General features: G+C 49.1%; 19 protein-coding genes and 1 other RNA gene. 8 read left to right on the top strand and 12 right to left on the bottom strand.

Annotated elements, in window-relative coordinates; genetic code table 11:
- Positions 1 to 172 precede the first annotated feature (172 nt).
- The 3 genes from ACKWCC_RS17320 (at position 173) to ACKWCC_RS17310 (ending at position 6,152) form a co-directional block, all read left to right on the top strand.
- Positions 173 to 3,034 (top strand): Tn3 family transposase, encoded by a 2,862-nt coding sequence (locus ACKWCC_RS17320; RefSeq protein WP_413997229.1) that lies wholly within the window; start codon positions 173 to 175, stop codon positions 3,032 to 3,034.
- A 255-nt stretch (positions 3,035 to 3,289) separates the two neighbouring features.
- Positions 3,290 to 4,834: a DEAD/DEAH box helicase gene (locus ACKWCC_RS17315; protein ID WP_413997226.1), complete on the top strand. Its 1,545-nt coding sequence runs from the start codon at positions 3,290 to 3,292 to the stop codon at positions 4,832 to 4,834.
- A 40-nt stretch (positions 4,835 to 4,874) separates the two neighbouring features.
- Positions 4,875 to 6,152: a glycosyltransferase gene (locus ACKWCC_RS17310; RefSeq protein WP_413997225.1), complete on the top strand. Its 1,278-nt coding sequence runs from the start codon at positions 4,875 to 4,877 to the stop codon at positions 6,150 to 6,152.
- A 60-nt stretch (positions 6,153 to 6,212) separates the two neighbouring features.
- On the opposite strand, the gene ACKWCC_RS17305 is transcribed toward ACKWCC_RS17310, so the two are convergent.
- On the bottom strand, positions 6,213 to 7,397 hold the full coding sequence (locus tag ACKWCC_RS17305; RefSeq protein WP_413997224.1) for a hypothetical protein: 1,185 nt from the start codon (positions 7,395 to 7,397) through the stop codon (positions 6,213 to 6,215).
- Positions 7,398 to 7,746: 349 nt separating this feature from the next.
- On the opposite strand from ACKWCC_RS17305, the gene glyA reads away from it, so the two are divergent.
- On the top strand, positions 7,747 to 9,021 hold the full coding sequence (glyA, locus tag ACKWCC_RS17300; protein WP_413997223.1) for a serine hydroxymethyltransferase: 1,275 nt from the start codon (positions 7,747 to 7,749) through the stop codon (positions 9,019 to 9,021).
- Between the two features lie 59 nt (positions 9,022 to 9,080).
- On the opposite strand, the gene ACKWCC_RS17295 is transcribed toward glyA, so the two are convergent.
- The 8 genes from ACKWCC_RS17295 to ACKWCC_RS17260 all read right to left on the bottom strand — a co-directional run bounded on the left by ACKWCC_RS17295 (position 9,081) and on the right by ACKWCC_RS17260 (position 17,593).
- Positions 9,081 to 9,749, bottom strand: a complete 669-nt coding sequence (locus ACKWCC_RS17295) for a hypothetical protein (RefSeq protein WP_413997222.1) — start codon at positions 9,747 to 9,749, stop codon at positions 9,081 to 9,083.
- A gap of 337 nt (positions 9,750 to 10,086) precedes the next feature.
- The gene (locus ACKWCC_RS17290; protein ID WP_413997221.1) at positions 10,087 to 10,755 is read right to left on the bottom strand and encodes a DNA-binding response regulator; all 669 of its coding nucleotides are present in this window, start codon (positions 10,753 to 10,755) and stop codon (positions 10,087 to 10,089) included.
- A 44-nt stretch (positions 10,756 to 10,799) separates the two neighbouring features.
- Positions 10,800 to 12,869 carry an ATP-binding protein gene (locus tag ACKWCC_RS17285; RefSeq protein ID WP_413997220.1) on the bottom strand — a complete coding sequence of 690 codons (2,070 nt, stop codon included), beginning with the start codon at positions 12,867 to 12,869 and terminating at the stop codon, positions 10,800 to 10,802.
- Between the two features lie 95 nt (positions 12,870 to 12,964).
- Positions 12,965 to 13,144 (bottom strand): hypothetical protein, encoded by a 180-nt coding sequence (locus ACKWCC_RS17280; RefSeq protein WP_413997219.1) that lies wholly within the window; start codon positions 13,142 to 13,144, stop codon positions 12,965 to 12,967.
- Positions 13,145 to 13,279: 135 nt separating this feature from the next.
- Complete coding sequence (locus tag ACKWCC_RS17275) at positions 13,280 to 14,017, bottom strand: LytR/AlgR family response regulator transcription factor (RefSeq protein ID WP_413997218.1); 738 nt, start codon at positions 14,015 to 14,017, stop codon at positions 13,280 to 13,282.
- 463 nt (positions 14,018 to 14,480) lie between these two features.
- Positions 14,481 to 16,028, bottom strand: a complete 1,548-nt coding sequence (locus tag ACKWCC_RS17270; protein WP_413997217.1) for a right-handed parallel beta-helix repeat-containing protein — start codon at positions 16,026 to 16,028, stop codon at positions 14,481 to 14,483.
- 23 nt (positions 16,029 to 16,051) lie between these two features.
- Positions 16,052 to 16,441, bottom strand: a complete 390-nt coding sequence (locus tag ACKWCC_RS17265; protein WP_413997216.1) for an acyl-CoA thioesterase — start codon at positions 16,439 to 16,441, stop codon at positions 16,052 to 16,054.
- Between the two features lie 96 nt (positions 16,442 to 16,537).
- Positions 16,538 to 17,593 (bottom strand): glutaminyl-peptide cyclotransferase, encoded by a 1,056-nt coding sequence (locus ACKWCC_RS17260; RefSeq protein WP_413997215.1) that lies wholly within the window; start codon positions 17,591 to 17,593, stop codon positions 16,538 to 16,540.
- A 125-nt stretch (positions 17,594 to 17,718) separates the two neighbouring features.
- Here ACKWCC_RS17260 and ffs point away from each other — a divergent pair.
- An RNA gene (gene ffs, locus ACKWCC_RS17255) (signal recognition particle sRNA small type) lies at positions 17,719 to 17,817 on the top strand.
- A gap of 86 nt (positions 17,818 to 17,903) precedes the next feature.
- Positions 17,904 to 18,713 carry an SDR family oxidoreductase gene (locus ACKWCC_RS17250; protein WP_413997214.1) on the top strand — a complete coding sequence of 270 codons (810 nt, stop codon included), beginning with the start codon at positions 17,904 to 17,906 and terminating at the stop codon, positions 18,711 to 18,713.
- 150 nt (positions 18,714 to 18,863) lie between these two features.
- Here ACKWCC_RS17250 and ACKWCC_RS17245 read toward each other — a convergent pair whose 3' ends face one another.
- Positions 18,864 to 20,249, bottom strand: coding sequence for a DUF4369 domain-containing protein (locus ACKWCC_RS17245; RefSeq protein WP_413997213.1), 1,386 nt, complete (start codon positions 20,247 to 20,249; stop codon positions 18,864 to 18,866).
- A 340-nt stretch (positions 20,250 to 20,589) separates the two neighbouring features.
- Between ACKWCC_RS17245 and ACKWCC_RS17240 the strand changes: the two genes are divergently transcribed.
- Positions 20,590 to 22,218, top strand: coding sequence for an ABC-F family ATP-binding cassette domain-containing protein (locus ACKWCC_RS17240; RefSeq protein ID WP_413997212.1), 1,629 nt, complete (start codon positions 20,590 to 20,592; stop codon positions 22,216 to 22,218).
- A gap of 104 nt (positions 22,219 to 22,322) precedes the next feature.
- Here the strand turns inward: ACKWCC_RS17240 and ACKWCC_RS17235 are convergent, their stop codons facing one another.
- The gene (locus tag ACKWCC_RS17235) at positions 22,323 to 23,045 is read right to left on the bottom strand and encodes a hypothetical protein (protein ID WP_413997211.1); all 723 of its coding nucleotides are present in this window, start codon (positions 23,043 to 23,045) and stop codon (positions 22,323 to 22,325) included.
- 204 nt (positions 23,046 to 23,249) lie between these two features.
- Between ACKWCC_RS17235 and ACKWCC_RS17230 the strand changes: the two genes are divergently transcribed.
- Positions 23,250 to 23,822 (top strand): fasciclin domain-containing protein, encoded by a 573-nt coding sequence (locus tag ACKWCC_RS17230; RefSeq protein WP_413997210.1) that lies wholly within the window; start codon positions 23,250 to 23,252, stop codon positions 23,820 to 23,822.
- A 198-nt stretch (positions 23,823 to 24,020) separates the two neighbouring features.
- Here the strand turns inward: ACKWCC_RS17230 and pheT are convergent, their stop codons facing one another.
- Complete coding sequence (gene pheT / locus ACKWCC_RS17225; protein ID WP_413997209.1) at positions 24,021 to 26,450, bottom strand: phenylalanine--tRNA ligase subunit beta; 2,430 nt, start codon at positions 26,448 to 26,450, stop codon at positions 24,021 to 24,023.
- Positions 26,451 to 26,475: the final 25 nt, after the last annotated feature.

The raw sequence follows: 26,475 nt of genomic DNA, 5'->3' as shown, positions 1-26,475 counted from the left end.
CAAAAACGTGCCCCGGGAACTCGTCAACTTCATCTATTACAAGATAAGCAAGGTGGTATCGATACTGCTGATGCCGGTAAGGATCAGATGGAAAATAGAAATTGCGGTGCCCGATCCGTTCCCCGGGCAACTGAATTTAAAGCTCAACTAAAAAACGGGGGATGGCTAACTTATTTCGGATATAGAATACGTTTCTAAACTGGTGGGAACACGCCGAACTTTGGACCTAACTAGTGAAAATTATACCAATTACTTGAAACACCGCCCAATTATACTTGATATCTTAGGATACCGTCCATTCAAAACATTCGAGCCTATCTTCAAAGAGGAAGCTGGAGCACTTGTCCGCAATGCCCTAAGGCCGAAAGATATTTTCCATTCCCTTTTGGATTTTCTGGAAGAACATCATAGTGAACGGCCGAAGTACTATGTCTTCGCAGAAGCAATAAGCGCTGCGCTTAACTCCTTTGAATCGGATCTTGTTGTAAAAACTGGAAAATTATTGACGGACGAACAAAAAGACCTGTTGGACGGTCTTATGTTGCTTCCATCGAACCCCGACGAAGTTAATCCGCAGAACCCATATTTAATTACCAAACTGAAAAAACAGGACCAGAGAATGGCTGTTAGTCACATTAGGGAAAGCCTAGAAGACTTTAAGATAATCAAAGAACTTCATAATGAACTAAAGGGAAGCATCGAGAACCTTGCTATTTCTAAGGAACTACTCAACTATTATGCCGTCTGGCTAATTAAGGCCGAGCATATACAATTCGATAGTATTAGTAGCAAACCATTAAAAAGGTTATATCTCATAGCTTTTATTGTATATCAATTCAGGTTGCGCCAAGACCTCTTTGTTGATACCTTTCTTCAATCTGTTCAAGGGTATCTGAACAAAACCGAGAAAATAGTATCCAAGGATTTTTTAAGTGGCGAAATGGTAGGGCCAAAAGCAGGCGGAAGGAATTTCTCAAAGCTCAGGAACATCATCTTTTCCTCCAAAGAAAGGATGATACAAGCCCAAGAAATCCTATACTCGGAAAGGTTGGCCGAAAATGAAAAAATCCAGCAGTTGATGGGAATAATACCGAACGGGGGAAAATCTTTTCAGGATGAACTCTTGGACGAATTGACAAAAATTGATTCGATCAATGTGAAAAGACTTAGAGAACATATGCTTTATGCCCAGCTTTCCAAAGGCTATAGAAAAATCCAGAACAAGGTAGGTGGTATCTTACAGGCTTTGGAATTCAATCCTTTAACATCCGATGATTCAATTATAGAGGCAATACTCGATTATAAGGGCAGAAATGGTAGGGTTAAGCCAAAATCCCCTATGGCTTTTGTTTCCGAGAAAGACCGCAAATGGGTCATTGCCGATTTGGAGGATGATCAAATGGGACTCTATAAGGTGTTTCTTTTCAAAGCGGTTTCCGACCATATAAAGGCCGGCTCACTCAACCTTGAACATTCCGACAAGTACAGGTCCATTGATGAATATCTTATACACCCCATGGTCTGGTCGGAAACAAGAAATGAAATTATTGAAAGGGCAAACCTATCGGATATTCAAGATTTCAATACTTTTTTAAAGTCCATCTCGGAGCGTCTGGATAGTCAATTTCAAAATGCCAATGAAAAGGCTGAAGAGAACAAAAATCTTAAAATCGGTCGAAATGGGAAACCAAAAGTCATTACTCCTAGAACAACAACGGATGAATCCGAAGGATGTGCTGCAATATTAGGAAAGGACTTATATGTGCCTCTAATCAAAATACTTTCCGATGTGAAGTACACCACGAAAATGTCAGACGCATTTACACATTATAGTAGAAAGACTTCAAAAAGAGGGATTTCGGATGATTTATTATTTGCCGCTCTAATGGGTCTTGGTTGTAATATAGGGGTGCGAAAAATGGGTAAGATTTCTAAAGGTATTGGTGCCGACAAGTTGGAATATGCCGTGAGATGGTACTTTAGCAAAGAAAATATAGAGGAGGCCAACCGACGTGTCCTATCCGTAACGGAGAGTTTGTCCCTCCCCAAAATTTTTCTAAGGGACAGCGACACTTTACATACTTCGAGCGATGGTCAAAAATTTGGGGTTTCAGTCCCATCGATGCATGCGAGGTATTCCTTTAAATATTTTGGGACAGGAAAAGGCGTATCCGCATATAGTTTTATCGATGAGAAGAGCAAGCTTTTTTATAATACGATAATAAGTACCTCGGAACGGGAAGCGGGGTATGTTCTGGACGGCCTGATGCATAATTCGGATATAGAGAGCGATATACACTCAACTGACACCCATGGGTATAGCGAGATTATATTTGGTATCTGTAATACCTTGGGAATTTTTTTCGCACCAAGAATCAAAAATTATAGTAACCAATTACTGTACACCTTTAGGACTAATCGAAGGAAACAGTATGAAAAAAAAGGGTATGTTCTCTTACCGTCAAAAGCAAAGCTTATAGACGATAAATTACTTGGCTCGCAATGGGATAATATATTGCGGCTCCTTTGTACGATTAAGCTAAGGGAATCAAAGGCCTCTGAAATATTGAAAAGGCTCAGTTCATATTCAAAACAGCACCCATTGTATAGGGCGTTGAAGGAGCTTGGGCGAATCTATAAAACCATATTTCTTCTAAGGTATCTTACCGAAACTTCTTTAAGGCAGGCTATAACGAAACAATTGAACAAGGTGGAATTGTCCCATGATTTTGCGAATGCTGTATTTTTTGCCCGGAATCAGGAGTTCAAGGTGGCCACTAAAGATGATCAACAAATTGCGTTATCTTGCAGACACTTGATACAAAATTCTATAATCCTTTGGAATTACCTATCAATCTCCGATAAATTGTCAAGGGTCAATGACAAATCAGAGTATGAAAACCTGCTAGATATAATAAGGAGTAGTTCCATTATGACTTGGCAGCATATAAATATGCTTGGCGAGTATGATTTTGCGATATCCAATAAAAAATCATCGTTTGACATGAAAAGAATTATGAAGTTCAAAGTTTAACCACAAATAGTTGAATTTCATATATTTACAGCTCCTAATCCGAATTTTGTCCCATTTTTGGTATAGAGCCTGTCCCGGGAGAAGTCTCTAAGGCCGTTGTGGGTCCAAAATGCCCTCTGGTGGCCTGCCGCTGTATTAAAGGTCACGAACACTGTTGTGGGATTTTGCTATTAACAACTGTTTCATAACTTTTCCGCCCTTGCGGAAATTCAGTTTTTCAATGGCTTAAAAATCCCCTAAATTTGTAGGGTTTTGTTGAAAACGACCCAAACGGATCTCTGGCAGTATTTGGAAACCACAAAAAAAACATCCGAAAAAGCGCTCTACGCGTATCAGAAGGAAGACCTAAAAAAGGTGTTCGCGTTCTTGGACAACAATCCGGGGAACCAAAATCTCTTGTACCAATTGCCCACGGGTGGTGGCAAAACGGTGGTGTTCAGTGAGATTGCCAAGCGCTACATTAAAAAGACCCAAAAAAAAGTGGTGGTGCTCACGCACCGTATAGAGCTGAGCCACCAGACCTCCAAAATGCTGCACGGTTTTGGCGTGAACAATAAGATCATAAACAGCGAGGTAAAGGAACTGGAGGATCAAGACGAGTTCATGTGCTTTGTGGCCATGGTGGAAACCTTGAACAATAGACTGCAGGAAGAAAAGGTGGCCATAAACAACATTGGGCTGGTCATCATAGACGAGGCCCACTACAACTCCTTTCGCAAGCTCTTCAAATATTTTGACGAGGCCACCATATTGGGGGTCACGGCCACTCCCTTGAGTTCCAACATAAAACTTCCCATGAAGGACAACTACAAACAGTTGATCGTTGGCGAGTCCATTTCGTCCCTGGTGAAGAACAAGTTTTTGGCCAAGGCCAACATGTACAGTTATGATGTGAGCCTGCAGACCCTGAAATTGGGCATTAACGGGGACTATACCGTGAAGTCCTCGGACGAGTTTTACGGCAACCACAGCATGCTGGGCAAATTGCTCACGGCCTACAACGACATTGCCAAGGGCACCAAGACCCTTATCTTCAACAACGGGATCAACACCTCCCGCTACGTTTACGAAACTTTTAAGAAGGCCGGTCTCAACATACGGCATTTGGACAACAAGAACACGGCCACGGAGCGCAGGGAGATATTGGACTGGTTCTCCAATACCCCGGATGCCATCCTTACCTCGGTGAGCATCCTTACCACAGGCTTCGATGAGCCCTCGGTGGAGACCATTATCCTAAACAGGGCCACACGCTCCCTGACCCTTTATTTTCAAATGATCGGAAGGGGCTCCAGGTACTTGCCCAACAAGGAAGAGTTCTCCGTGGTGGACATGGGCAACAACATTGCCCGTTTTGGCCTGTGGGACGCTCCGGTGGATTGGCAGGAAATCTTCCATTTCCCTGACTTTTATTTGGAGAACATCAAGAACGATGAGGAGATTGAAAAGGAGTTTGTGTACGAAATGCCGGCAGACCTACGGGCAAAATTTGCCAAGAGCAAGAACATAGATTTTGATATTAAGGCCGAGTACAAAAAGAGTTTTGCCAATGGCGAGAAATCCAAGTTGGTCCTGGAACGCAGCATAGAACAGCACGCTACCATCTGCGTGGAGAACGCAGAGGATGTCTTTGATGCCAGAATATTGGCCAAACAGCTCAAGGAAGAGATTTCCTATAGGGTAAAGCAGTATTCTTATTGCATCATGAACAACACCAAAAACTATAAGGAATGGCTGGAAGAGGACTATGAGCGCAAGCTTCGGAGCAGCATTTCCAGAAAATTTGCCCAGATGTTGTAAGGGCAAGAGCATCCCACCAACACACACTATGCCCGCGCCCTTGAAAAAACTGCTTGTCATAGGATACCACTGGCCCGAGCCCAACACCACTGCCGCCGGGCACCGGATGCTGCAATTGCTCCACGCCTTCAAGGAGCGCGATTTTGCCATTACCTTTGCCAGCACGGCACAGCGCACCCCGCACTCGGAAGACCTGGCCCAAGGCCTGGGCATAGTCCAAAGGGCCATTGTGTTGAACCACCCCAGTTTTGATGAATTTATTTGCGAGTTGGCGCCGGACGTGGTTCTTTTTGATCGTTTCATAACAGAGGAACAATTCGGGTGGCGGGTGGCCCAACAGCGCCCCAAGGCGCTTCGCATATTGAATACGGAAGATCTCCATTCTTTGCGGAAGTACCGGGAACATGCCCATGCCAAAGGTCTTGAAGCAACCGAGCGCGGATGGCTTGGGAGCGATATGGCCAAACGGGAGGTGGCCAGCATTTACCGTTGCGACCTTAGCCTGTTGGTCTCCACCTTTGAGCAGGAACTCTTGGAACGCCTGTGGCCGGGAATGGCCAACATCCTGTATCATTTGCCTTTTTTATTGGAGGCCCTTACCGACCAAACCACTGGAAACTGGAAAAAATGGGAAACGCGGCAGGATGTTATCTTTTTTGGAAACGGTAAGCATGCCCCCAACCTGGACGCCATAAAGTACTTGAAAAATGACATCTGGCCCAAGCTGCGCAAACGGCTTCCGGCAGCTTCCCTGCACATTTATGGAGCCTATCTGCCACAGCACATTTTGGAGATGCACCAACCGGCCACCCGGTTTTTGGTGCACGGCTGGGCGCCCGATCTGGCCAAGGTCCTGGGTGCGGCCCGGGTACATCTGGCCCCTTTGCGATTTGGTGCCGGCATCAAGGGCAAGCTTACGGAGGCCATGCGCTGTGGCACGCCCAGTGTCACCTCCAACATCGGGACAGAGGGCATGCACGGTAGCTTGCCCTGGTCGGGTGGCGTGGCGCAGGATACGGATGGTTTTGTGCAAAAAGCGACCGAGCTCTTCGAAAACAAAGCCCTTTGGCAACGGTGCCAACAAGGCGGCTTGGAAATTCTTAATGCCCTATACAACAGATCCCAGCTGCTACCGCCATTCTTTGATACCTTGGCCACCATGTTTGACCACCTGGAGCGGCATCGGGAGCAGAACGTGATTGGGCAGCTCTTGCAGCACCACAGCCTCCAGAGCACCAAATACCTCTCCAAATGGATCCAGGAGAAGGGGCGCCGTAAAGCGTCCGGTTCTGAAATGGGTCAAGAAAGATCCAAGTGACCGGTCCTTGGCGCAGAGATCAAAGCCATTTCCCGCAAGAAAATCCCCAGGGGTTCATGTTCAAGGATGGAAGCGCTGGCGCTGTAATATCTGTTTGAGATTGTTCTTTAGGTCCTCACCGGCATCATACACCATTTGTTCATTGGTGGGGAAGGGTACCCGTGCCAGCTGCAGCAAGGCCACAAGATCATTGTCCAGGGCCCGCTTATCGCCCTCGTAATTGGCATAACTGTGCTCAAACATAAACTCGCTGGTCAATGGGTATTGGTCCAATTGTTGTTGGCTCCTTAAATCCGTGAAGCTCACAATTCCGGTAACCTGCGCACTTTTGAATTGGGTAAATTGGTAGAAATCGCAACGAACGGTCTTAAAGCGATCGATCTTGATCTCATTGCCCAAACTGTCCTTGACAATGTTGCCGTTGGTGTCCCGGGCCAATTGGTACCCGTCCTTTATCTGGCGTTCCTTGCTCATTTGCCGCTCCCGTATCTGTTCGGGGGATATGGCGATATCATCAAAGGAGAGCGACATTAAGTAATCATAGTCCACATTGACCTTGTTGGTGTGGTAGGCCGTCCAGTGGTCATCAAGGCCATAGGTGCTCATGTTCAACAATTCGTCTTCCAACCGGGCGGGGATCACCTTATCGGTATTGTTCTGTATTTCGATCAACACATAACTGATGCCCTTGGCATGGGCTTGGGCCATGAGCTCGCGGGTGTTTTTAAAATTGGGGTGCAGCCCATCCAAATAGGTGAGGTCTTCGTAAGCGTTTCGGTAATCTGCCTTGCCACGGGCATTGGCCAGGGCCGCATTGGCATTGTCATAGAGGTAGTGCACCAAGTTGTCCTTGGCCGCCAAAAGGTCGTCATCATAGTTGTTGAACTGGAACCTGGCCTCACGGTTCTCATCGTTTATGTAGAGGGGCAGCAAGGAAGAGATCCGGTCTTGGAAACTGTTAAGGGAGGCAAGGCTTTGGTAGATCTTGTCAAAATGCGCCGGGTTGCCGTCCTTTTGCAAAAAAGCAATAGTTCCCAATTCCCGTTGGGTGTTCTTTTTAAAGGCAGATTCCAAGAGCACAATAAAGGGCTGGTTGCTTTTTTTGGTCTTGTTCTCGGCAATGTTCCGGATGGCCCTGTCCATGACGGCGCCATAGTTGCCGGTGTTCAGATCTTCCTGTGTACGCTTTACGCCACTACAGGCGGCCAGTATCACCAACGCACAAAAAAGGAACGCTTGTTTCATAATATACGAGTTTTTTGATCGGTTTTAGGGCCATCTCCTGAGTCCGTCGTGGCCATAGTCCTTATGGAACGGAAAAATAAGAGGAATAGTGTGCCGCCCTCTTAAAACATAGGGATGGCGCGGATTTCACTGGCACGGCCAAAGGGTTTTATACTCCGAGGCTTTCCTTGAAATTAAAATACAGTTTCTTATGAATGCCTGGCGGGCTTGCCCCAAGGTAGTTTCCTTTCAATGCTACCAGGCCACGCCCAATTGTTGATGACCGTTTGATAAAAAAAAGGGCGTGGGGCTTAAAAAATGGTATAAACCGCTTGCTATTTGTATTTTTGCAGCTCATTAAATCATTGAAATGCAACGAGACCATCGCATCTTTGAACTCATAGAGGAAGAACGCAATAGACAGTTGAACGGAATAGAGCTCATTGCCTCTGAAAACTTCACCAGCCCCCAGGTCATGGAGGCTTGTGGTTCCGTACTTACCAACAAGTATGCCGAGGGCTATCCCGGCAAGCGCTATTACGGCGGCTGTGAGGTGGTGGACAAGGTAGAGCAATTGGCCATAGACCGGGCCAAGGAACTCTTTGGTGCGGCCTATGCCAACGTACAGCCCCATTCGGGCTCCCAGGCCAATGCGTCCGTGTTCCACGCCTGTCTTAAACCGGGCGACACCATTTTAGGTTTCGATCTTAGCCATGGGGGGCATTTAACGCATGGCTCTCCCGTGAACTTTTCGGGAAGGCTTTATAATCCGGTATTCTACGGTGTGGAGCAGGACACTGGATTGTTGGATTATGACAAGATTCAGGAGATGGCCACCAAGGAACGGCCAAAGCTGATCATTGCCGGGGCTTCGGCCTATTCCCGTGATATGGACTTTGCCCGTTTCCGTGCCATTGCAGATAGTGTGGATGCACTTTTGCTGGCAGACATCTCGCACCCTTCCGGGCTTATTGCCAAGGGGCTGCTCAATGATCCCCTGCCGCACTGCCACATCGTTACCACCACCACCCACAAGACCTTGAGAGGCCCAAGGGGCGGACTCATTCTCATGGGTCAGGATTTTGAGAATCCTTTTGGCATCACCCTAAAAAATGGAAAATTGCGCAAGATGTCCGCCCTTTTGGACCTGGCGGTTTTTCCCGGGAACCAAGGTGGGCCTTTGGAGCATATCATTGCCGGAAAGGCCATTGCCTTTGGGGAGGCGCTTACCGATGACTTTGCCGTTTACATGCAAAATGTCAAGGACAACGCCGCTGCGATGGCCGCCGAATTGGTGAACAAAGGGTATCACATCATCTCGGGCGGCACGGACAACCACATGATGCTCATAGACCTGCGCAACAAGAACATTACGGGGAAGGACGCGGAAAAGGCCTTGGAAAAGGCAGATATTACCGCAAACAAAAACATGGTGCCTTTTGATGATAAGTCGCCCTTTGTTACCTCGGGCATCCGCTTTGGCACCGCCGCCATCACCACCCGCGGTCTCGGTACCGGTGACATGAAGGCCATAGTGGACTTCATCGATCGGATACTGACCAACCCTGAGGATGGCGAGGTGATTTCAAAAGTTAGGAAAGAGGTGCACGCAATGATGTCCACCAGGCCCATTTTTAAGGCCTAGCCCCAAATTAGGACAATTATGTTTAAGGAATAATTGACGGAAGTTTAAGTTTTGTCCGGTCAGAGGCAAAGGTCTATGTCCGCCACGGGAACAAATTTCCTTTCGGTAACGTCATATACCTGGGCTTCCAATTCAGATTCCAGATAAATTGCCCAGAACTTGTAGTAGTCCTCATCTACCTTCCCGTTTTGGTATGCCAAGTAGTCGGGGGTGTGGTTGTACGTCCTGTCCTGTAGGGTGTTCATATCCTCAAAAACGGGCACATGGATTTCAAAGGGGTTTTCCATAAAACCCTTGGTGAAGTAAATGAAATGCTTGGACAATTTGCCCAGGATATTGTTCAGTTCGTTTACAATACTGTGCTTGGAAAGTCTTTTAATGACAATGCGACTGTCATTCAAGATAAAATTCATCTCACTGATTACCAGTTCTTTGTTGTTTCTCTGGCCAAGCTTTCGGAAGGCCGTCTGAAAGGGCAGGGCGTCCTGGCAGGAGTGCCCCCAACGCTTGCCCTCAAAATGCTCCATCATGTCCGAGAGGCCAAAGGGACAGTTAATGTCTATGGTAAGGGTGGTTTCGCTCTCTTCCTTGGTATGTTGGTGCAGGGACACTTTACCAAAATAGTCGCGTTCAATGGCATTGATGAATTCCTTCAGAAATGAAAGGTTGTTGGTATCCGTCTCCAAACCACCCACCAAACGCTCCAATTTTCTATAATTTAAAGGCATACGTAATTTTTAATCTAAAGTAGTGGTTATTTGGGCAGCAGCGACCAAGGAAAACCTTAGAATATCCAAGGTTTTGGTGCTAAAATGCATTTAAACAGGGTTTATCACCAAAAAAGATGAAAAACTTTGGCCATCCCTGGGCATCTGAGCTCGGAACGGGCCCGGTTTTTACGCGATGTATTTGGTTCTTTGGCCCCACCATTTTTAAGCTCCCAAATTGGTTCTTCATATTTTACTATGATACACACCCCTAATCTTTGGGAAACCACATTCCCTATGGGGAAATCTACTTTTTATTGTTTAAACAAGCGTTACCTTCCCTCTGGCACCGCCAACTTTATAAGAACCCTCTCTTTTCTGCCTCGTGTATCAAGGCCAGGTCATTACCGTTTTTCACCCCAAACAATAGCTTGAGCTGTCGCTTTCTGGCTTCCACCGTGGAGTGCGACATGGAAATCTTTGGCGCAATGTCATTGGTCTTGACGCCCTTGGACAACAAAAACAACAGTTTTTCATCCTGGGCATCCAAGGTGATGTCCGTTCCCAGTTTTCGTCGCATGGCCGTCAAGGCGGCGGCCGTGTAGTAGGGGTCGTTGTTCATCACGGTATCCACCATGGTCCGGAGCGACAATTCGTCTATCTCGGATTTTACCATATACCCGTCTGGATTTACCTGTTTAAAAATGCTGTTGATACGGTAATTGTCACTAAAGGAGGACATGAACACCACTTTGGAAGTAGGCGTCTCTTTTCGCACTATGGCACCCAGCTCCATTCCCGTCTTGGCTTCTTCATCAGGGTCTTTGTCCAAACGAATGTCCAACAGCACAATGTCATAGGGGATGCCCTTGGCAGACATCTTTATTTTCTTGGCCGCCAGGTCAAAGTTCTTGGCCGTTTCCACCCGTACCCGGAAATTGGGGAAGTTGTGGTCTTCCAAAATGTACTTATATCCCGTGGTGGTCATCTCATGATCATCTACCGCCAATATCCGCACCACATTCATACAAAGTCAATAAATTTAAGTTAAAGGTAAAGGATGGGATGGTTTTAGGCCAAGATGATGGTTTCCGATAAGGGGATCAACACTTGGATCTGGGTACCGGCCTGTTCCCCGCTCTTTATCTCCCAGTTACCGCCCAGCTTCTTCACGCGCGAACCTATGTTCCGCAGGCCAATGCCCTTTTTCATCCGTTTGGTGTCAAATCCCTGGCCATCATCCTTAATGTCAACCATCAAGGTATCCTCTTGCCAGGCAAAGGTAAGAAAGAAATTAGAGCAGGCCGCATGTTTTATGGCATTTTGTAGGGATTCCTGTACAATTCTGTAAATGTTGATCTTAATTTCCCCCTTCAGTTCGTCCCATTCCAAATGCTCTTCGTACAAAAAATGGGTTTTCACGCTATGGTTGTCCTCCACGGACTTCAAATAAATGGCAATGGAATTGATGAAGTTGTTCATTTTGGTGTAGGCACTGTGGCTAAGCTCGTGCGATAGGGAACGGATTTCGTTTTCCACGTTCTTGAGCGCGCTTATGGCTTGCGCCCGTTCTTGTACCGCTCCGTTTCCATTGCTGTTGTTCAGTCCCGTGAGCACCATGCGGGCCCCCAACATTTTGCCCAGGATGCCGTCATGCAGCTCTTCCGATATGCGTTTCTGCTCCAGGCGTTTGGCCTCGTCCACCTTTTGTTTTTGGGACAGCATAAGGTTAAAGATTTCCTGGTTGTTGAGCTGCTGTTGTTCCTTGAACCGAAACTTTTGGTTCTTGATGCGTTGGCTGATCATCATGCTAATGGCGGCACCCAGGGAAATGAAGCCCACGGCCAGCCAGACCAATAACCGTTTCTCCTGTGCCAGCAGCTCGTTGTCTGCCTCCAACTGCTTGTTCTGGGCAATAAAATTGTCGGTTTCATAGCGTATGCGGGCAAACTTGTTCAGCAATTGGCGTTCGGTCCGTTGCAGGCTGTCGTTCAACTTTATGTACTGGGCCGCATATTCCGGGGCCTTGCGGCGATGGATTTGGGAGAGAAAGGCCAATACGTTCAACAAACCATAAAAATCACCGCCTTTTTTCGATAAATCCACCGCCATTTGCGATTGATGTATGGCCATACTGGTATCCTTTTGTATTAGGGCTAATTCGGACAAGGTGGAATGGGCTGATGCCAATGAAATGACGTTGCCAAGACTATCGTTGATTTTCACGGATTCCTCGATCATGGACAACACCTTGGCGGTGTCTCTCAGCTTAATCTTGCAATAGGCCAAATTGTTTAGGGCGATGCCGTAAAGTTCGGGATGGTTTTCTTTGATGTTGGGGTGTTGGGTAATCTCTTGGAAAAAGTTAATGGCCTTGGCATGATCTTTTTTCTGCCGATAGACCACCCCCATATTGTTGCTGTTCCGCAGCAGTTCCACGGTTTCCCCATCCAGCTTTTGCAGGTAGCCCCGGGCTCGTTCGTAATACCCAATGGCCCTATTGAATTGCCCCAGGTCCTTGGCCACGATGCCCAGACCATTGTAGCAGCGGTACAGGTGGCGGTACCCCTTTAGGGGTTCCAAGATCCTAATGGCGGCGAAGAGGTTGGCCTCGGAGCCCAGGTAGTCCTTGACCTTTTCCTGCCGGTTGGCCATCTGGATGAGCATCCGGGCCGAGAGCAGGGCCTCCCCTTGGGCCGAAAAGATGTTCTGGGCCTTGGAATAGAAGAGATAGGCACTGTCCTGTGCATGTGCCACAACGTGGTGGTCGCCCAAGTCCCAATAGCTATTGGCCAGGGCCAATGAATCCTTTAATTTCCGCGCCAAGTCCTGGGCGCCCCAGTTGGCCCTTCTGAACAGGTCGTTGCGCGCACCGCGGCTGAGCCGATAGGAAAGGGCACTTAGTTTTTGTAGGCGGATGCTGTCCGTTTTTAGGCCTTTGGCCAGCTCAAGTGCGCGTTCCAAATGGTCATAACGTTGGTGCTCGGAAACATGGCGTTGTTCGGCCAGGGCCATCCAATGGGTCACACTGTCCAAAGTGGGATCTCTGGTGGCGGCTCCGCCCCCAGGCTGGCCCTGTCCGGTGCCCAGGAAGGATACCAGCAAGGGGAACAAACAAACAGAAACAAGGACGTTTTTCACAAAGGGGGCAGGGGATTTCTTTCGTGGGGCCAAGATACAAAAAAGCCCCGAACCAAGGTTCGGGGCTTTTTTGTATCAGTGTTAAAAAAGTAGGGCTACGCGAGCCTGCCGTCCTTACCGCGCCGGAAATCCTCTGTTTGTGAGCAATTGCCACAGGCAATCAAGTTTTCCCAGTCGTTCAGGAAATCCACTTCTTGGGCGGCGTTGTTGATGGCGGTGGTGGCTAGGCCCAAGAGCATGATGGCCACGGCAATACTACTGACTACTTTTTTCATGGTATCTATATTTTATGGTTTACAAATAATGATACCACGAAGCTAAGGGCAGAGGGCCCTTGGGCGAAAAAAAGGGGAGGCAAGCAAGCAAACGGTAGGGATCTGTGAGAATTTGGCAAGCTTTTGGAAGAATTCTCAATTGAGGTGCAAAAGGGAACCCGCGGTCTTGAGTTCCTTGAGCTTTTGCAGCTTCTCCTTGTGGCTCCTGGAAAAGGGCAGGGGATCGCTCACGGATTTTAGGCCGCACATGGACCGCCCAAAATTGATCCGGGTAATGTAGTGGGTGTTCACGATATAACTTTGGTGAATGCGGATAAAGTTCTTGGGCAATTGCCCCTCAAAACTCTTGAGCGTCTTGTAGGCGTTTACCACCCGGCCGTCTTTCATGAAAAACTCCGTGGTGTTGTTGTCTGCCTTTAGGTACAGTATTTCCTTGGTGTCCAAATAATGGTAGTCCTTGTAGGATTTGAGACAGAGGGTCTCCACGGTCTCCGGTACCGGCACCGATTTCCGTATTTTGGAGATGCCCTTGCGGATGTCCAGCTCCTGGAAGGGGCGCAGCCAATAATCGAAAAATCCGTTTTTCAGGGCCTCATAAGCGTGCGCCTTGGTGGTGGAAACACCAATGATCTTGGGAAGGCCCACCAGGTACTGGTGCATTTCCAGCACCATTTTAAACAGTGCCTCGGTATCCGCGTCCAAATTCATGAACACCAATTGGGGCTCGTGTTTCAAAATGGCATTCAGCCCGTCGTTTACCGATCCGGTTTCTTGGGCACACCGTAGGCCCTGGTGCTCTTCCAAAAGGGTTTGCAAGGGCAGGGGTGTACCGGCATCGGTATTGATAATGACGTAGGAATACAACAAGGACACTAAAATTTATTCCAAGATACAACGCCCCTGATTTAGAATCACCTAGAAAAACCTTATAAAAACCAAGGAAACGCTGGTAAAATGACGTCAATGCCCCAAAAAGGTAGGGGTTTTCTCAATATTGAGCTACTTCTCTGAGACCAATATCATCTTTTTCCCATGAAAATGAAAAATCCGGTGCTACCACGAATGTTGTGGAAACGAAAATGTTATTGACCAGACTTGGGACCCTGGAACGTATTGCGTAAGACCAAAAATATGTTGGATTACCAAAGTCTCCATAATTTATGGAACTACAAATACAACATCCTAGGTCCTACGTCCTTCGATCCCAAGTCAAATGGTGAATCAAGGGTTTTTGATCTAAAAAAATATAATGGCAGAAGCAAAACTCCTTACCTACGGATTGCCGCTGCAAAGGGATGACGATGGCGCCCCGTAAAACCGTTCTGGTACTTGCATTTTACTCCTTTGGTCTGGCTTGATGGGCGCCAAGATCGGGTGCCAGGGTACGATCGCTTCCGGAACGGTCCAGGGGAACGGATTGTGCATAGGTCAAGGACCCCAGTCCAATGACGTCTGAAGCCACCCCCATCCGGAAGTCATTTTGTGCGGTGGAAAAGTAATCGGGCCGGGGATCAAAATGGATATTGTTAAACAAGGTGCCGTCATCAAAATTGAAGAGGCCGTTGCCCGCGAGCGCATCGTTGTCCCTTTGAACCCGTAGGGCGCAGTGCGAAAAATGGTGCTCAAAAGGGGCATTGCCCCACGTAAGCAAATTCAGTTCATTGGCATTGTTCCCGTCTATGATGCAATTCCGGAACCGGACCCGTAGCGGCCGTTCCAAAACCTCGGCTCCACTGGATCCCTGCCAAAAATTGGAGAGGCGCACTGCGGCATCGGTGCGGAAACCGCGGTTCCAAAAGTTGGCCATTGTGCAGTGCACAAAAAGGTAATTGCCCCCTAGGGAGCAGCGCAGGGAGGCATTTCCCGAATTCCCCAGCACCAGGTTCTCTGCCACCACGGAGGCGTTTAGCGCCCAGAGGTTATGTTTTGAGCTGTTGTAAATGGCGGTGTTTTTAAGGACCAGGTTGGGCTCGGGGGGTTGCTGTTCCCCTTCCACATAGAGGCCCACCGTGGCATTTTTAATGGTAAGGTGGTCCACGGTGTTGCCGCTACTGCCCTCCAAAAGGTACAGACCGCTCCATTGTCCGGGCTCGTCTTGGAAAGCCGGTTCCAGCCGGTCGCCTTCAAACACCACTTCGCCCTCCAATACCTCCGCGTCCTGGCTCAATTGTCCCCTAATGCTAATATTGGCGCCGTTGGCCACCACCAGTCCCGCATTCTTGTGAAAATGGACGCGGGCACCCCGTTCAATGATGAGGGTTTTCCCTGGGGGCACCAGGGCGTGCCCATAAATGACGTAGGGCTTTTCGTTGCCAAAAAAAAGATCTTGCTCCCCCAGGACAAAGCCTGGAAGGCGCCGCGTTTCCCGTTCCGGGCCAAGGGTAAGGTCTATCATTTCCTTTTCGCCATCGGCTTGGGTGGGCGGATACAGAAAAATAGCGTCCTGCACCAAGGTCACCAAGGGCACTTCCTGTAAAAACGGTCCCGTGTCGAACTGCAGCACATCCGTTTCCAAAAAGCGCGGTGCGTTGCCCGGGTTCTCCGTTGCCGTGGTCTCGATAAAGATAAAAAGGCTGTCCTTGGCATTGAGTACAACGTTGCGAAAGAGGTGGCCCGGAACCCCATCCACGTTGATGCGATACGCGCTCTGCGCCCCCTTTTGCAGTTGAATGATGGGAATGGAAACGGCATCCAGGGTGGTATTGTACACTTTTAACTGGTAGGTGGCACTGCCAATATTGCCAAATATGGTGTCCAAGAACACCGTGTCCCGTGAAAATGCCAGATGGCCGTTGCTGGGCGCGTACTCAAAGTCTTTACGGCAAGCCCCCAGGGCAAGGACAAGGAAAAAGACAAACACTATGTTGATCACATTACGGGACACGGCCAAAGCTTTGGGGCAGAACACTACGAAAAAATCTCCTGTACCTCTTTAGGGATACGTATGGGCTTCTGTGTATCTGCATTCAACAACACCCATTCAGTGGAAGAACGTACAAAAAGGGTATTTGTTTTGGCGTGATGGATGTGCACCACGCGGACGGAGATGGCCCCCCGGCTTTTTTCTATGTGGGTAACCAATCTCAGGGGGTCTCCCAAAACCGCTGCCGCCTTGTATTGAATATGGTGGGTCATGACCACCCAATGGGTGTTCTCCCGCAAGGCGGGGGGCGCGCACCGTAGCCAGTGTTCCTTGGAAATATCCTGGATCCACTGCACATAGCGCACATTGTTCACATGCTCCAGTTCGTCCAGGTCATCCTGGGCAACGATCAGTTCCTTGCTGTATGTCTTCATGGGCACCCGCAAAGGGCAGATTGATCCGAGGCTTGCCTCGAAATTAAAATTCAGTTTCTTATCAATGTCTCGTGGATTTGTCCCGAGGTGGTTTACTTATTTTTTCCGTAGGCGCACCTCAAACAATTTGTCCCATTCCTTTCCGGTGACAAAAAAGGTCTTTCGCCCAGGATGGTAGGCTATGCCGTTGAGCACGTTGTCCGTTTCGATCCAGTTGGGGGTCTTGGTCACCCACTCGCTGAGCCCACTGAAATTCACCACGGCCTCAATGGCGCCACTTTGGGCGTCTATGATCATGACGCTTGGTTTTTGGTACACATTCGCATAGAGTTTTCCGTTTACATATTCCAGTTCGTTGGCTTGGTTGAAAATGGAGGTGTTGGTCACGGTCTCTATGAACGTTTTTTCCGTTAAGGTCTCCGGGTCCAACAGCCAAATTCTTTCCGTTCCATCGCTCTTGTAGAGCACCTTGCCGTCATTGGCCAAGCCCCAACCTTCCTTGCTGGCGCCGTACTGGAAATTGTTTCGTTTTTCCAGGGTGCCCAGATCATAGACAAAACCCAAACCGCTGCGCCATGTGAGCTGGTAGATCTTGTTGTCCAGTATGGTGATGCCCTCGCCAAAGTATTGATCTGCCAGGTCTATCTGGGCATAGACCTCCCCGGTCCCAAAGTTGTACTTTCTCAAAAAAGAGCGGCCGTTCTTTCCCGTTCCCTCGTACAGGGTGTCCCCGTGAAATTCCAGTCCCTGGGTATAGGCGCGGTTGTCGTGCGGGAATTCGTTGACAATGTCGTAGGTGAAAATTTCCGGTGCGGCGTTGGAAAGGACCTTTATTTTTTTGGTCACCGTGGCCGTATCCCCTTCATAGGTAATGGTGGCCTTGAGGAGTTTGTTCCCCAGCTTGGTGGGCGATAGGGCAATGGCCCCATCGACCACGGGAAGCACCTTCCCGTCCATTCGGTATTCCACCTTTTCAATGTCCAGACCTTTGGCATTGTTTATGGAAACGCCCACTTGGTCGTTTTTGTTGAAAGCGGATTTGTTGGGGTCCAGGGTGATCTGGAACAGGGAGGAAGCCTTCTGATGGCCACTGCCGCATCCCGCAAGGGCGAGCATGGCTAGGCTCCAACATGCGTTTTTTATACTTCTCATGGTTTCGGTCACAGGTTTGTGATGAATTCACTTCCAATGCCCAAAAGTAAAAAAAGAGAACGGGCCCCATAAATTTTGGAGGAAAAAAGGAGGTACAAAGTTTTAAAAGATCGTATATTTGCATTCGGCAAGTCCTACACGACCAGCTCCTGTAGAATCCCCCAGGGTGGGAACGCAGCAAGGGTATACGGTCGTAGCGGTGCGATGTAGGTAGCTTGCCGTTTTTTTGTGCCCAAAAATGGGCGTTCTACCCGTCTCTTCCCAACCCAGGGCTTTGAAAGCAACACCTATTGCCTTAAATTGCACCCCTATGAAAGCAAAGGTAATTTTGATCACCGGAGGTTCTTCCGGCTTGGGCAAAGCCATGGGGCGGCTGCTCAGCCAAAAGGGGCACATCGTTTATGGAACCACCCGTAATTTGGCCAACCATCCCAATTTTTCAGATTTTACCTTGTTGGAAATGGATGTTAGAAATCCCCAAAGTGTGGTGGGGGCGGTAAACAAAATGGTGGAGGAAGCCGGCCGCGTGGATGTTCTGGTGAACAATGCCGGCGTGGGCATCACCGGACCCGTGGAAGAAACGCCGCACCAAGAGATGCTCAATGCGTTCGATACCAACTTCAACGGCCCCCTGCACCTGATCAAGGCCGTACTGCCGCACATGCGTAAACAGGGGGGCGGACTGGTCATAAACATTACCTCCATTGCCGGTTACATGGGCCTGCCCTTTCGGGGCATCTACTCTGCCACCAAGGGCGCCCTGGGCACCGTTACCGAGGCCCTGCGACTGGAGACCAAGGGATCGGGCATTGTGTTCACCACTTTGGCGCCCGGAGATTTTGCCACAAAAATAGCGGCCGGAAGGTACCACGCCCCTGCATCGGAGCAATCTCCCTACCATCCTGCTTACGGAAACATGCTAAAGGCCATAGATGCGCATGTGGACAGTGGGGGAGACCCGCTGGCCGTGGCCCAAAAAGTGGCGTACATCATACAGCGCAAGAACCCAAAGATACACTACACCGTGGGTGCGCCCTTACAACGGTTTTCCGTGGTGCTCAAGCGCCTCTTGCCGGGCAAACTCTTTGAGGCCATGTTGTTGAAACATTCCAAAGGATGAAATGAACACTCGTATTGAACTACCCCGATAAAATCAAGTCTTTTGTGATGGGCGCCTCGCCAGCAACTTGGTGATCGGGCGCAGGTAAGCGCTGTGATCGATTTTTTAGGGATTGGCAAGCGTAAACGTGTTGTTGAGATGTGGTCTGGGTCAGAAGGGATGGTAGATGTTGGCAAAGCCATTGACCACCAGGCCGTTGTTCACCACAATGCACTTGTTCATGGGCCACACCACGAGTTTCTCGGTAGTTTCCTTGTGGTTGGCGGCCCGGTACTGAGTGGTTTGGTCCATACCTTGCTCATTGAGAACGGCTTGCCACCTCCCGGGTTCGGTATTGAGGCAGATGCCAATGAACCTATGGTCTGGATGCTGCTGCCGCAACAGCCCTACCTGTTTAAAAAGTTCGCGGTAATGGTTCTTCTGCCCAGTGCTCCAAAAGTAATAAATGGCTTTGTGGTTCTTGGCCAGTGAAGCAATGGAAAGCGTGTCGCCGGAAGCGTCCACCAAGGCCACATCTGGCAAGGGATTGTTGGGCATGATGTTCTGGACGGCTTCGTACAGGCCATGGATTTCCTCGGCATGTTCATTGTTGTGGGAGACTTTTTCAAAAGCCGCGATGAACGCATCATTGTTCTCAGGAACATCGTGTTCCATTAAAAGATAGTTGATGGCCACATTTCTAAAAAGGTTGTCCCGGAGTTCCTTTTCCTTTACAAGGCTGTCTATGACGTGCAGCTTGTGTTTGTGAAAGTGCAGTTTGTTTCTAATGGCCTCGCCGTTACCACCGCAATCGGCCGCACAGCTCATGTAGGAGATGTTCCCAAAGTGCGATTTCATGAATTCATAGTAGGGCCTGAGGTACACCAAACGTTCGTTGTTGTAGTTTACGGTTTTTCTGTAGTCGTAAAAATCATTCGGCATTTTGTGCAGGGTGGATTCCTTTAATTTTCTCTTGTGCTCAAAGGGGTAAATTTCCTTGAACCGGTAAAAGGAGTAATCTATGCTGGACCTGAGCAATTCCTGGGCCTTCTCACTAAGGGGGGTTTCCACGAGCAGTTCGTTCAGGCTCTGGATCTTGTCCGATCTAAGGCGTTCCACTTCCCGCGAGAAATCCTCTGCCCCCAAATCGAAATGGGTGGTGTACATGGAGCGTTCCACCTCCTCATTGGCCAGAAAAAGCTCCAGAAGAAAATTGTTTACCTCCTCATTTTCACCGGAGAATACCAAGGATTCGTCAAAATCTGTGGTGTTGAGCCGTATTTGAAGGCTGTCTCCCTGTTCCAAAAAAACATACTGGTATTCCCTGGCGTGCTTAAAGTTGTACAGCCCATCTTCCAGGCTGTCCAGTTCAAAGGAGAAACGGTTCTGGCCATCGAGCATGGCAGAATCCAGAACGTGCCTGCCCTTTAGGAGCACTACATGATCGCTGGTGGGGTTTACGATTTCCCCGGCAAAACGCACGGAGCGGGACCCATCTTCCCGATTTGCACAGCCCAACAACAGACAGGACAATAAAAAAAGCTTACTTCCATTCATACGGACCAAGGCAGTGTATTGCAAATCCAAAAGTAGGCAACCCTGTACCCCAGTGCTGTTAATAGGTAGTTAAAAGTTGTGGGGGCCAAAGGTGCTTGGCTCCCATAGAGGGATGGGGCCGCTTTGCGCCGCATATGGCAAAAGGCGCCGCCGTATTGCTTTACGGGCCCTTTTCCTGGCCGCTCCCTGGCACGGACGCCTCGCTTTTCCCGGCCACTGCCGTTCCAGGAAAAGCGCTTTCCGCAGCAATTTGGTTTTTATCCTTGGATGTGTTGGTGGGTTTGTTCGTTTCGGGGGTTTATTTTAAGTATTTTTGCAGCGATTTTTAAACACCTATGTCATGTTGTCCGTATCCAATCTATCCGTCCAGTTCGGAAAAAGAGTCCTTTTTGATGAGGTAAATGTCACCTTTGCCCAAGGAAACTGTTATGGCATCATCGGTGCCAACGGTGCCGGCAAATCCACCTTTTTAAAGATCATTGCCGGCCAAATGGACCCCACTTCGGGACACGTGCACCTTGAGCCGGGAAAACGCATGTCCATTTTGGAACAAAACCATAACGCCCATGATGAACACACCGTTTTGGAAACCGTGGTCATGGGCAACAAGCCCCTTTACACCATTAAAAAGGAGATAGATGCGCTCTATGCCGATTATTCTGACGAGAATGCCGATCGGATAGGGGAGTTGCAGGTACAGTTTGAGGAAATGAACGGCTGGAACGCGGACAGTGATGCCGCCGCGCTGTTGTCCAACCTTGGTATTGACGAGGCCTTGCACCATACCCCTATGAAGGATATGGACAGTAAGCTCAAAGTGCGGGTCCTTTTGGCCCAAGCCCTATTTGGCAATCCGGACGTGCTCATCATGGACGAGCCCACCAATGACCTGGATTACGAGACCATTAACTGGCTGGAACATTTTTTGGCCGATTATGAGAACACCGTGATCGTTGTGTCCCATGACCGGCATTTCCTGGATACGGTATGTACCCATATTGGCGATATTGATTTTGGCAAGATCAACCTTTACTCCGGCAACTACACATTTTGGTACGAAAGCAGCCAGCTCGCGGCAAGGCAGCGGGCCCAACAGAACAAGAAGGCCGAAGAGAAGGCCAAGGAACTGCAAGAGTTCATTGCCCGTTTCAGCGCCAACGTGGCCAAGAGCAAGCAGGCCACATCCAGGAAGAAAATGTTGAACAAGCTTAAGGTAGATGACATTAAGCCCAGCAGCAGAAGGTACCCTGCCATTATCTTTGAGCGCGAACGTGAGGCCGGCGACCAAATCCTGAACATAGAAGGACTGGCGGCCAACACCGAAGATGGGGAAGTGCTCTTTAAAAACGTAAACATCAACTTGGCCAAGGGAGACAAGGTGGCCGTGATATCCAAGGACTCCCGGGCCACCACGGCCTTTTACGAAATCCTGAACGGCAACAGAAAGGCAGAAACGGGCCAATACCAATGGGGCGTTACCACGAACCAGTCTTATCTGCCGGCGGACAATGACCATTTTTTTAAGGAAAACATCAACTTGGTGGATTGGCTGCGCCAATGGGCCAAGACGGAGGAGGAGCGCGAAGAGGTCTTTTTGCGCGGATTTTTGGGAAAAATGTTGTTCAGTGGGGAAGAGGCGCTCAAAAAGTGCACGGTGCTCTCCGGCGGGGAGAAAGTGCGCTGCATGCTTAGCCGTATGATGATGCTACGGGCCAATGTGCTCATGTTGGATGAACCCACCAACCACTTGGACTTGGAGAGCATCACGGCATTCAACAACTCCCTCAAGAACTTCAAGGGAACGGTGTTGTTCACCACCCATGACCATGAATTTGCCCAGACCGTGGCCAACCGCATCATAGAGCTCACCCCAAGGGGAAGCATAGACCGCCACACCAGTTTTGATGAGTACATGTCCGATAAAGCACTTAAAGAACAGCGTTCCAAAATGTACGAAATGGCCGTTTAGGGCCATCGGGGCTCTAGATGGTGTTGAAAACAAAACAAAAAGCGCTGCCCCAATGGGCAGCGCTTTTTTGTTGCGCCATGGCGCCGTAGTGCACGGCAACCTCTTTAGGCATTAAAGTATTTGCTGTTCCAGATAACGGGATTAAAGTTCTTGCCCAGGGCAAACCCATAAAAGATCACCACGGCGGCAAGGCTCTTGAACATAAAAAAGAACAGCATTAAAAATTCTGCCGTGGAACTTTGCTTGCTAAAGAGCCCCTCTGGCACCATCAGGGTGGCCAGGTAGCTCAAAAGAACCACCACAATGCTCAGGTTGATGACACTCTTAAAGGGCCAAACCAAAATTTTACGAAAGGGATGTAGGTCATTGCCCCACTGGTGGATCAAATAGTAATATCCATTGCCCAAGGGCGCGAACAATAAAGGATCGTCCTTGTCTTCCAGCTTAAACAGTTTTGAGGGGGCCATTACCTTAAAACCGCCCAAGGTGGTATGGTGTTCTTTCTCCAGTGCCTTTATCTTGGAAATGGCCTCCTCGGGAATTTCGCCCTTAAAATATTTGGAATCCAGGAATCGCAAACGGTAGTCGATACAGGTGGATTTTATTTGATCCAGGTGATATATTCTGGAGGTGTCCAGGGCATCAAAATTAAACGCATTGCCGGTAATGTCGGATTTCCGGGCGATACGGTTCGCTATCGCGTCCCTTTTTTCACGCTCTTGGTTTAGGATCTGGTGCACCTCTTTGAGCACTTCCGCTTCCTGTAAGCCGTACCTGCTCCTAGCCCTCCCCAACTTCTTTTGAAGGTTTGTTTTCTCTAATTTCATTTTTCTTTTTTCAGCAATTCATTCAAATTTAAAGAAAATACGCTGCGCTAAAAATTCTGTTGAATCTTTTGAAATGTTAAATATGTGTTAAATAAAAAACAAAATAGAGAACCACTAAAAATTGTGGGGAATTGAATTGTATCTTACCGACGAAATATTGCATTTCATCGAGAACCCCAAGTTCCTAGTTAACCACTTATGAAAATGAAGAAATGGACAACCCCCATGTTCGTTGCACTCCTAATAGTGTGCGTATCCTGTTTTGGCCAAAATAGTGCCAACCATCCCAAGCCCCACCTCTATGCCGCGATGGCCGTGGCACCCCACCCCTCCATTTACCTAAACACGGCCATTTCGGTCCGGCACCAGTCCATGTCCCGGATGCTCGAAGGCTCAAAGTTGCAGGAAGTGTTGGGTTATGACGGGGAATTCACGGTCTTTGCACCGTCCAACAAGGCGTTGGATCGGCTGCCGAAAGAGGCCAAGGAGCGGTTGGAACAGCCGGAACACAAGCAGTACCTTCAAGCCATATTGGGAGGGCACATTGTGGCCGGCAGATTTACGGCCTCGAGTATATTAAGGGCACTTTCCCGGGGAAAGGGAAGGGCCTCTTTTACCACTTTGCAGGGAGCCAAAATAAGGGCCTATCTCAAAGGCTCGGACATTTACCTAACGGACGACTGGGGCAATACGGCCAAAATTATCACTGCGGATGCCGGCCAGTACAATGGAGTAATTCACGAAATAAACGGGGTGTTTCTTCCCCCAAGGCCTTGAATTACAATACTATGAATTCCATTTAATGGTGTGGCCCGCAAGGATTCCATTGGGTTTCGCCTCCCCTGGTGTTTGCCTGTTTCCATTCCCCAAGAATAAAAGGGTGCGCAGCTTTACGTGCCAAGGACATACCTTGCCGTGCGGCCAGGTCTTCACTGTTTGCCAAAAGGATCCCGGCAGCGTTTTGGTTCGGTGGGCCTATCTCAGTTGGGCCCCAAGTTCGCTTTCGTAGGTCTTCTGAATTTTGGACATGATACGGTCTATTTGTTTATCCGTTAGCGTGCCCTTTTGGTTTTGCAGGGTATAGGTAATGGCATACGACTTTTTCCCCTCGGGCAGGGTGTTGCCCCGGTACACGTCAAACAACTGCATCTGTTTCAGTAAACGCTTTTCTGATTTAAAAGCCAGGTCGTACAAGGTTTTATAGCTAATGTCCTCGTTGAGCAACAAGGCAAAGTCACGTTTTACCTCCGGATATTTGGGAATGTCCGTGTAAACAAAATGGCTCTCGGAAACCGCGGCCAAAAGCGTGTCCCAATGGAAAGCGGCAAAAAGGACTTCCTGTTTAATGTCAAAATGTTTGGCCAGCCCGGGGTGCACCACGCCCAATTCCACCAACGGTCTGTCCCTGTGCTTAAACTCCAGCCCTTCCGTATAATGGTCGCCCGATGGCCTGGGGTGTTCCCCGCAGTTTTGGATGCCCAACCTTTGCAGCACCGTGGCCACAATGGACTTGAGCTGAAAAAAGTTGGAGCGCTCTGCGGGAAGGTTCCAATTTGGCGCGTGGGCTTCCCCGCTGAGCAAAATGCTCAGATAGGACTTTTCCTGTCGTACACCATCCTTTTCACCGTAGGTCTTCCCAAATTCAAAAAGTTTAAGGTTAGGGTTTTGTCTGTTCATGTTATGTGCGGCCACCTCCAAAGCGCTGAAAACTGGAGTGCTGCGCAGCACGGCCAAATCGCCGCTCAGCGGGTTAAGCACCCTGACCGGAGCCATGTTCCCATTGCTCTGTTGCCAGGCCCCGTACTTTTCAGAAGACAGGCTGTTGGTCAATATTTCGTAGTAGCCTTTGGCCGCCAACAGGTTCCCCACAATGTCTTCCAGCCTATGGTTTTCCACGGGAGCGCTTGCGGCAATGGAGGCATTCAGCTTATTGCCGTGGGCTATGTTGTTGTACCCATATACCCTTAAGATCTCTTCAATGACATCGACCTGGCGCGTCACGTCAACCCGGTAAGAGGGCACCACCAGCCCCAGGCCTGCTTCCGTGACATTTTTCACTTTTATTTCCAAAGAGGTCAAGATGGATTTGATGGTGTCCCTTGGAATTTCCTCGCCAATGAGCTTCTTTATTTTTTTGAAGGCCAAAAAGACCTCAAAATCCTCTTTTTTCTTGAAATAGATATCCACAATGTCCGAGGTGATCTCCCCTCCGGCAATCTCCTTGATGAGCAATGCCGCGCGTTTTAGGCTATATTCCACCAAATTAATGTCTATGCCGCGCTCAAACCTAAAGGAGGCATCTGTGTTAAGCCCGTGCCTTTTGGCACTTTGGCGCACGGAGACAGGATCAAAATATGCGCTTTCCAAGAAGATTGCGGTGGTGTACTCGGTTACCCCGGAATGGATGCCGCCAAAGACCCCGGCAATGCACATGGGTTTCTCCGCATTGCAGATCATGAGATCGTCCTGGTGCAAGCTGCGCTCCACCCCGTCCAAGGTGGTGAACTTGGTGCCGGCCGGTAGGGTCTTCACGATCACCTTGCCCCCAACGATCTTGCTGGCATCAAAGGCATGCAGGGGCTGCCCCAATTCGTGCATCACATAGTTGGTGGCGTCCACAACGTTGTTTTTGGGCGTGATGCCAATGGCACGGAGCCGGTTCTTTAGCCAGTCCGGAGACGGTTGTATGATCAGGTTGCTAAGGGTAACCCCGCAATATCTGGGGGCAAGGGCGCTGTTGGCCACATCCACATCGATCTTCAGGGAACGGTTGTCCACGTTGAAATGGCTCGTGGAGGGGGTAATGAGCTCTTTATGTGTTTTCTGCTGCAGCAGGCCTGCCTTTAGGTCCCGCGCCACGCCAAAATGGCTCATGGCGTCTGCCCGGTTGGGAGTGAGGCCAATTTCAAACACTTCGTCCCGTTCCAGTTCAAACAGTTGGGAACAAGGGGTTCCTACGGGGATGGATGCATCCAGTACCATGATGCCATCGTGGCCGTCTCCCAGTCCCAGTTCATCTTCGGCACAGATCATGCCGTGGCTCTCCTCACCGCGTATCTTTCCTTTTTTAATGGTCCAGGCGTCACCGTCTTTGGTGTAGAGGGTGGTGCCCACCGTGGCCACCGGAACTTTCTGTCCTTTGGCCACATTGGGTGCGCCGCAGACAATTTGCAGGGGCTGGCCTTCCCCAATGTCCACTTGGGTCAATTTCAGTCGATCCGCATTGGGATGCTTTGCACACTCCAGCACATGGCCAACCACTACGCCCTTTAGACTGCCCTTTACCGATTCAAAGGGGGCAATGCCCTCTACCTCCAGACCCAGATCGGTTAACAGTTCGGCCGTTCGTTGCGCGTCCCAATCCATTTTTATAAACTGCTTGAGCCAGTTGTAGGAAATTTTCATGTGCCGGTTTTAAAGCCGGTAAAGA

The sequence above is a fragment of the Maribacter aquimarinus genome, assembly GCF_047345505.1.
Taxonomy (GTDB): domain Bacteria; phylum Bacteroidota; class Bacteroidia; order Flavobacteriales; family Flavobacteriaceae; genus Maribacter.
Note: the sequence above shows the minus strand (reverse complement) of the source record. Positions and strands in the feature narration are given on the sequence as shown.

What these genes read in the sequence shown, in the direction of transcription:
- ACKWCC_RS17305 (WP_413997224.1), bottom strand. Translation starts at nt 7,397, where the DNA reads ATGAAACAAGCGTTCCTTTTTTGTGCGTTGGTGATACTGGCCGCCTGT.
- glyA (WP_413997223.1), top strand. Translation starts at nt 7,747, where the DNA reads ATGCAACGAGACCATCGCATCTTTGAACTCATAGAGGAAGAACGCAAT.
- ACKWCC_RS17295 (WP_413997222.1), bottom strand. Translation starts at nt 9,749, where the DNA reads ATGCCTTTAAATTATAGAAAATTGGAGCGTTTGGTGGGTGGTTTGGAG.
- ACKWCC_RS17290 (WP_413997221.1), bottom strand. Translation starts at nt 10,755, where the DNA reads ATGAATGTGGTGCGGATATTGGCGGTAGATGATCATGAGATGACCACC.
- ACKWCC_RS17280 (WP_413997219.1), bottom strand. Translation starts at nt 13,144, where the DNA reads ATGAAAAAAGTAGTCAGTAGTATTGCCGTGGCCATCATGCTCTTGGGC.
- ACKWCC_RS17265 (WP_413997216.1), bottom strand. Translation starts at nt 16,441, where the DNA reads ATGAAGACATACAGCAAGGAACTGATCGTTGCCCAGGATGACCTGGAC.
- ACKWCC_RS17260 (WP_413997215.1), bottom strand. Translation starts at nt 17,593, where the DNA reads ATGAGAAGTATAAAAAACGCATGTTGGAGCCTAGCCATGCTCGCCCTT.
- ACKWCC_RS17250 (WP_413997214.1), top strand. Translation starts at nt 17,904, where the DNA reads ATGAAAGCAAAGGTAATTTTGATCACCGGAGGTTCTTCCGGCTTGGGC.
- ACKWCC_RS17245 (WP_413997213.1), bottom strand. Translation starts at nt 20,249, where the DNA reads ATGAATGGAAGTAAGCTTTTTTTATTGTCCTGTCTGTTGTTGGGCTGT.
- ACKWCC_RS17240 (WP_413997212.1), top strand. Translation starts at nt 20,590, where the DNA reads ATGTTGTCCGTATCCAATCTATCCGTCCAGTTCGGAAAAAGAGTCCTT.
- ACKWCC_RS17235 (WP_413997211.1), bottom strand. Translation starts at nt 23,045, where the DNA reads ATGAAATTAGAGAAAACAAACCTTCAAAAGAAGTTGGGGAGGGCTAGG.
- ACKWCC_RS17230 (WP_413997210.1), top strand. Translation starts at nt 23,250, where the DNA reads ATGAAGAAATGGACAACCCCCATGTTCGTTGCACTCCTAATAGTGTGC.
- pheT (WP_413997209.1), bottom strand. Translation starts at nt 26,450, where the DNA reads ATGAAAATTTCCTACAACTGGCTCAAGCAGTTTATAAAAATGGATTGG.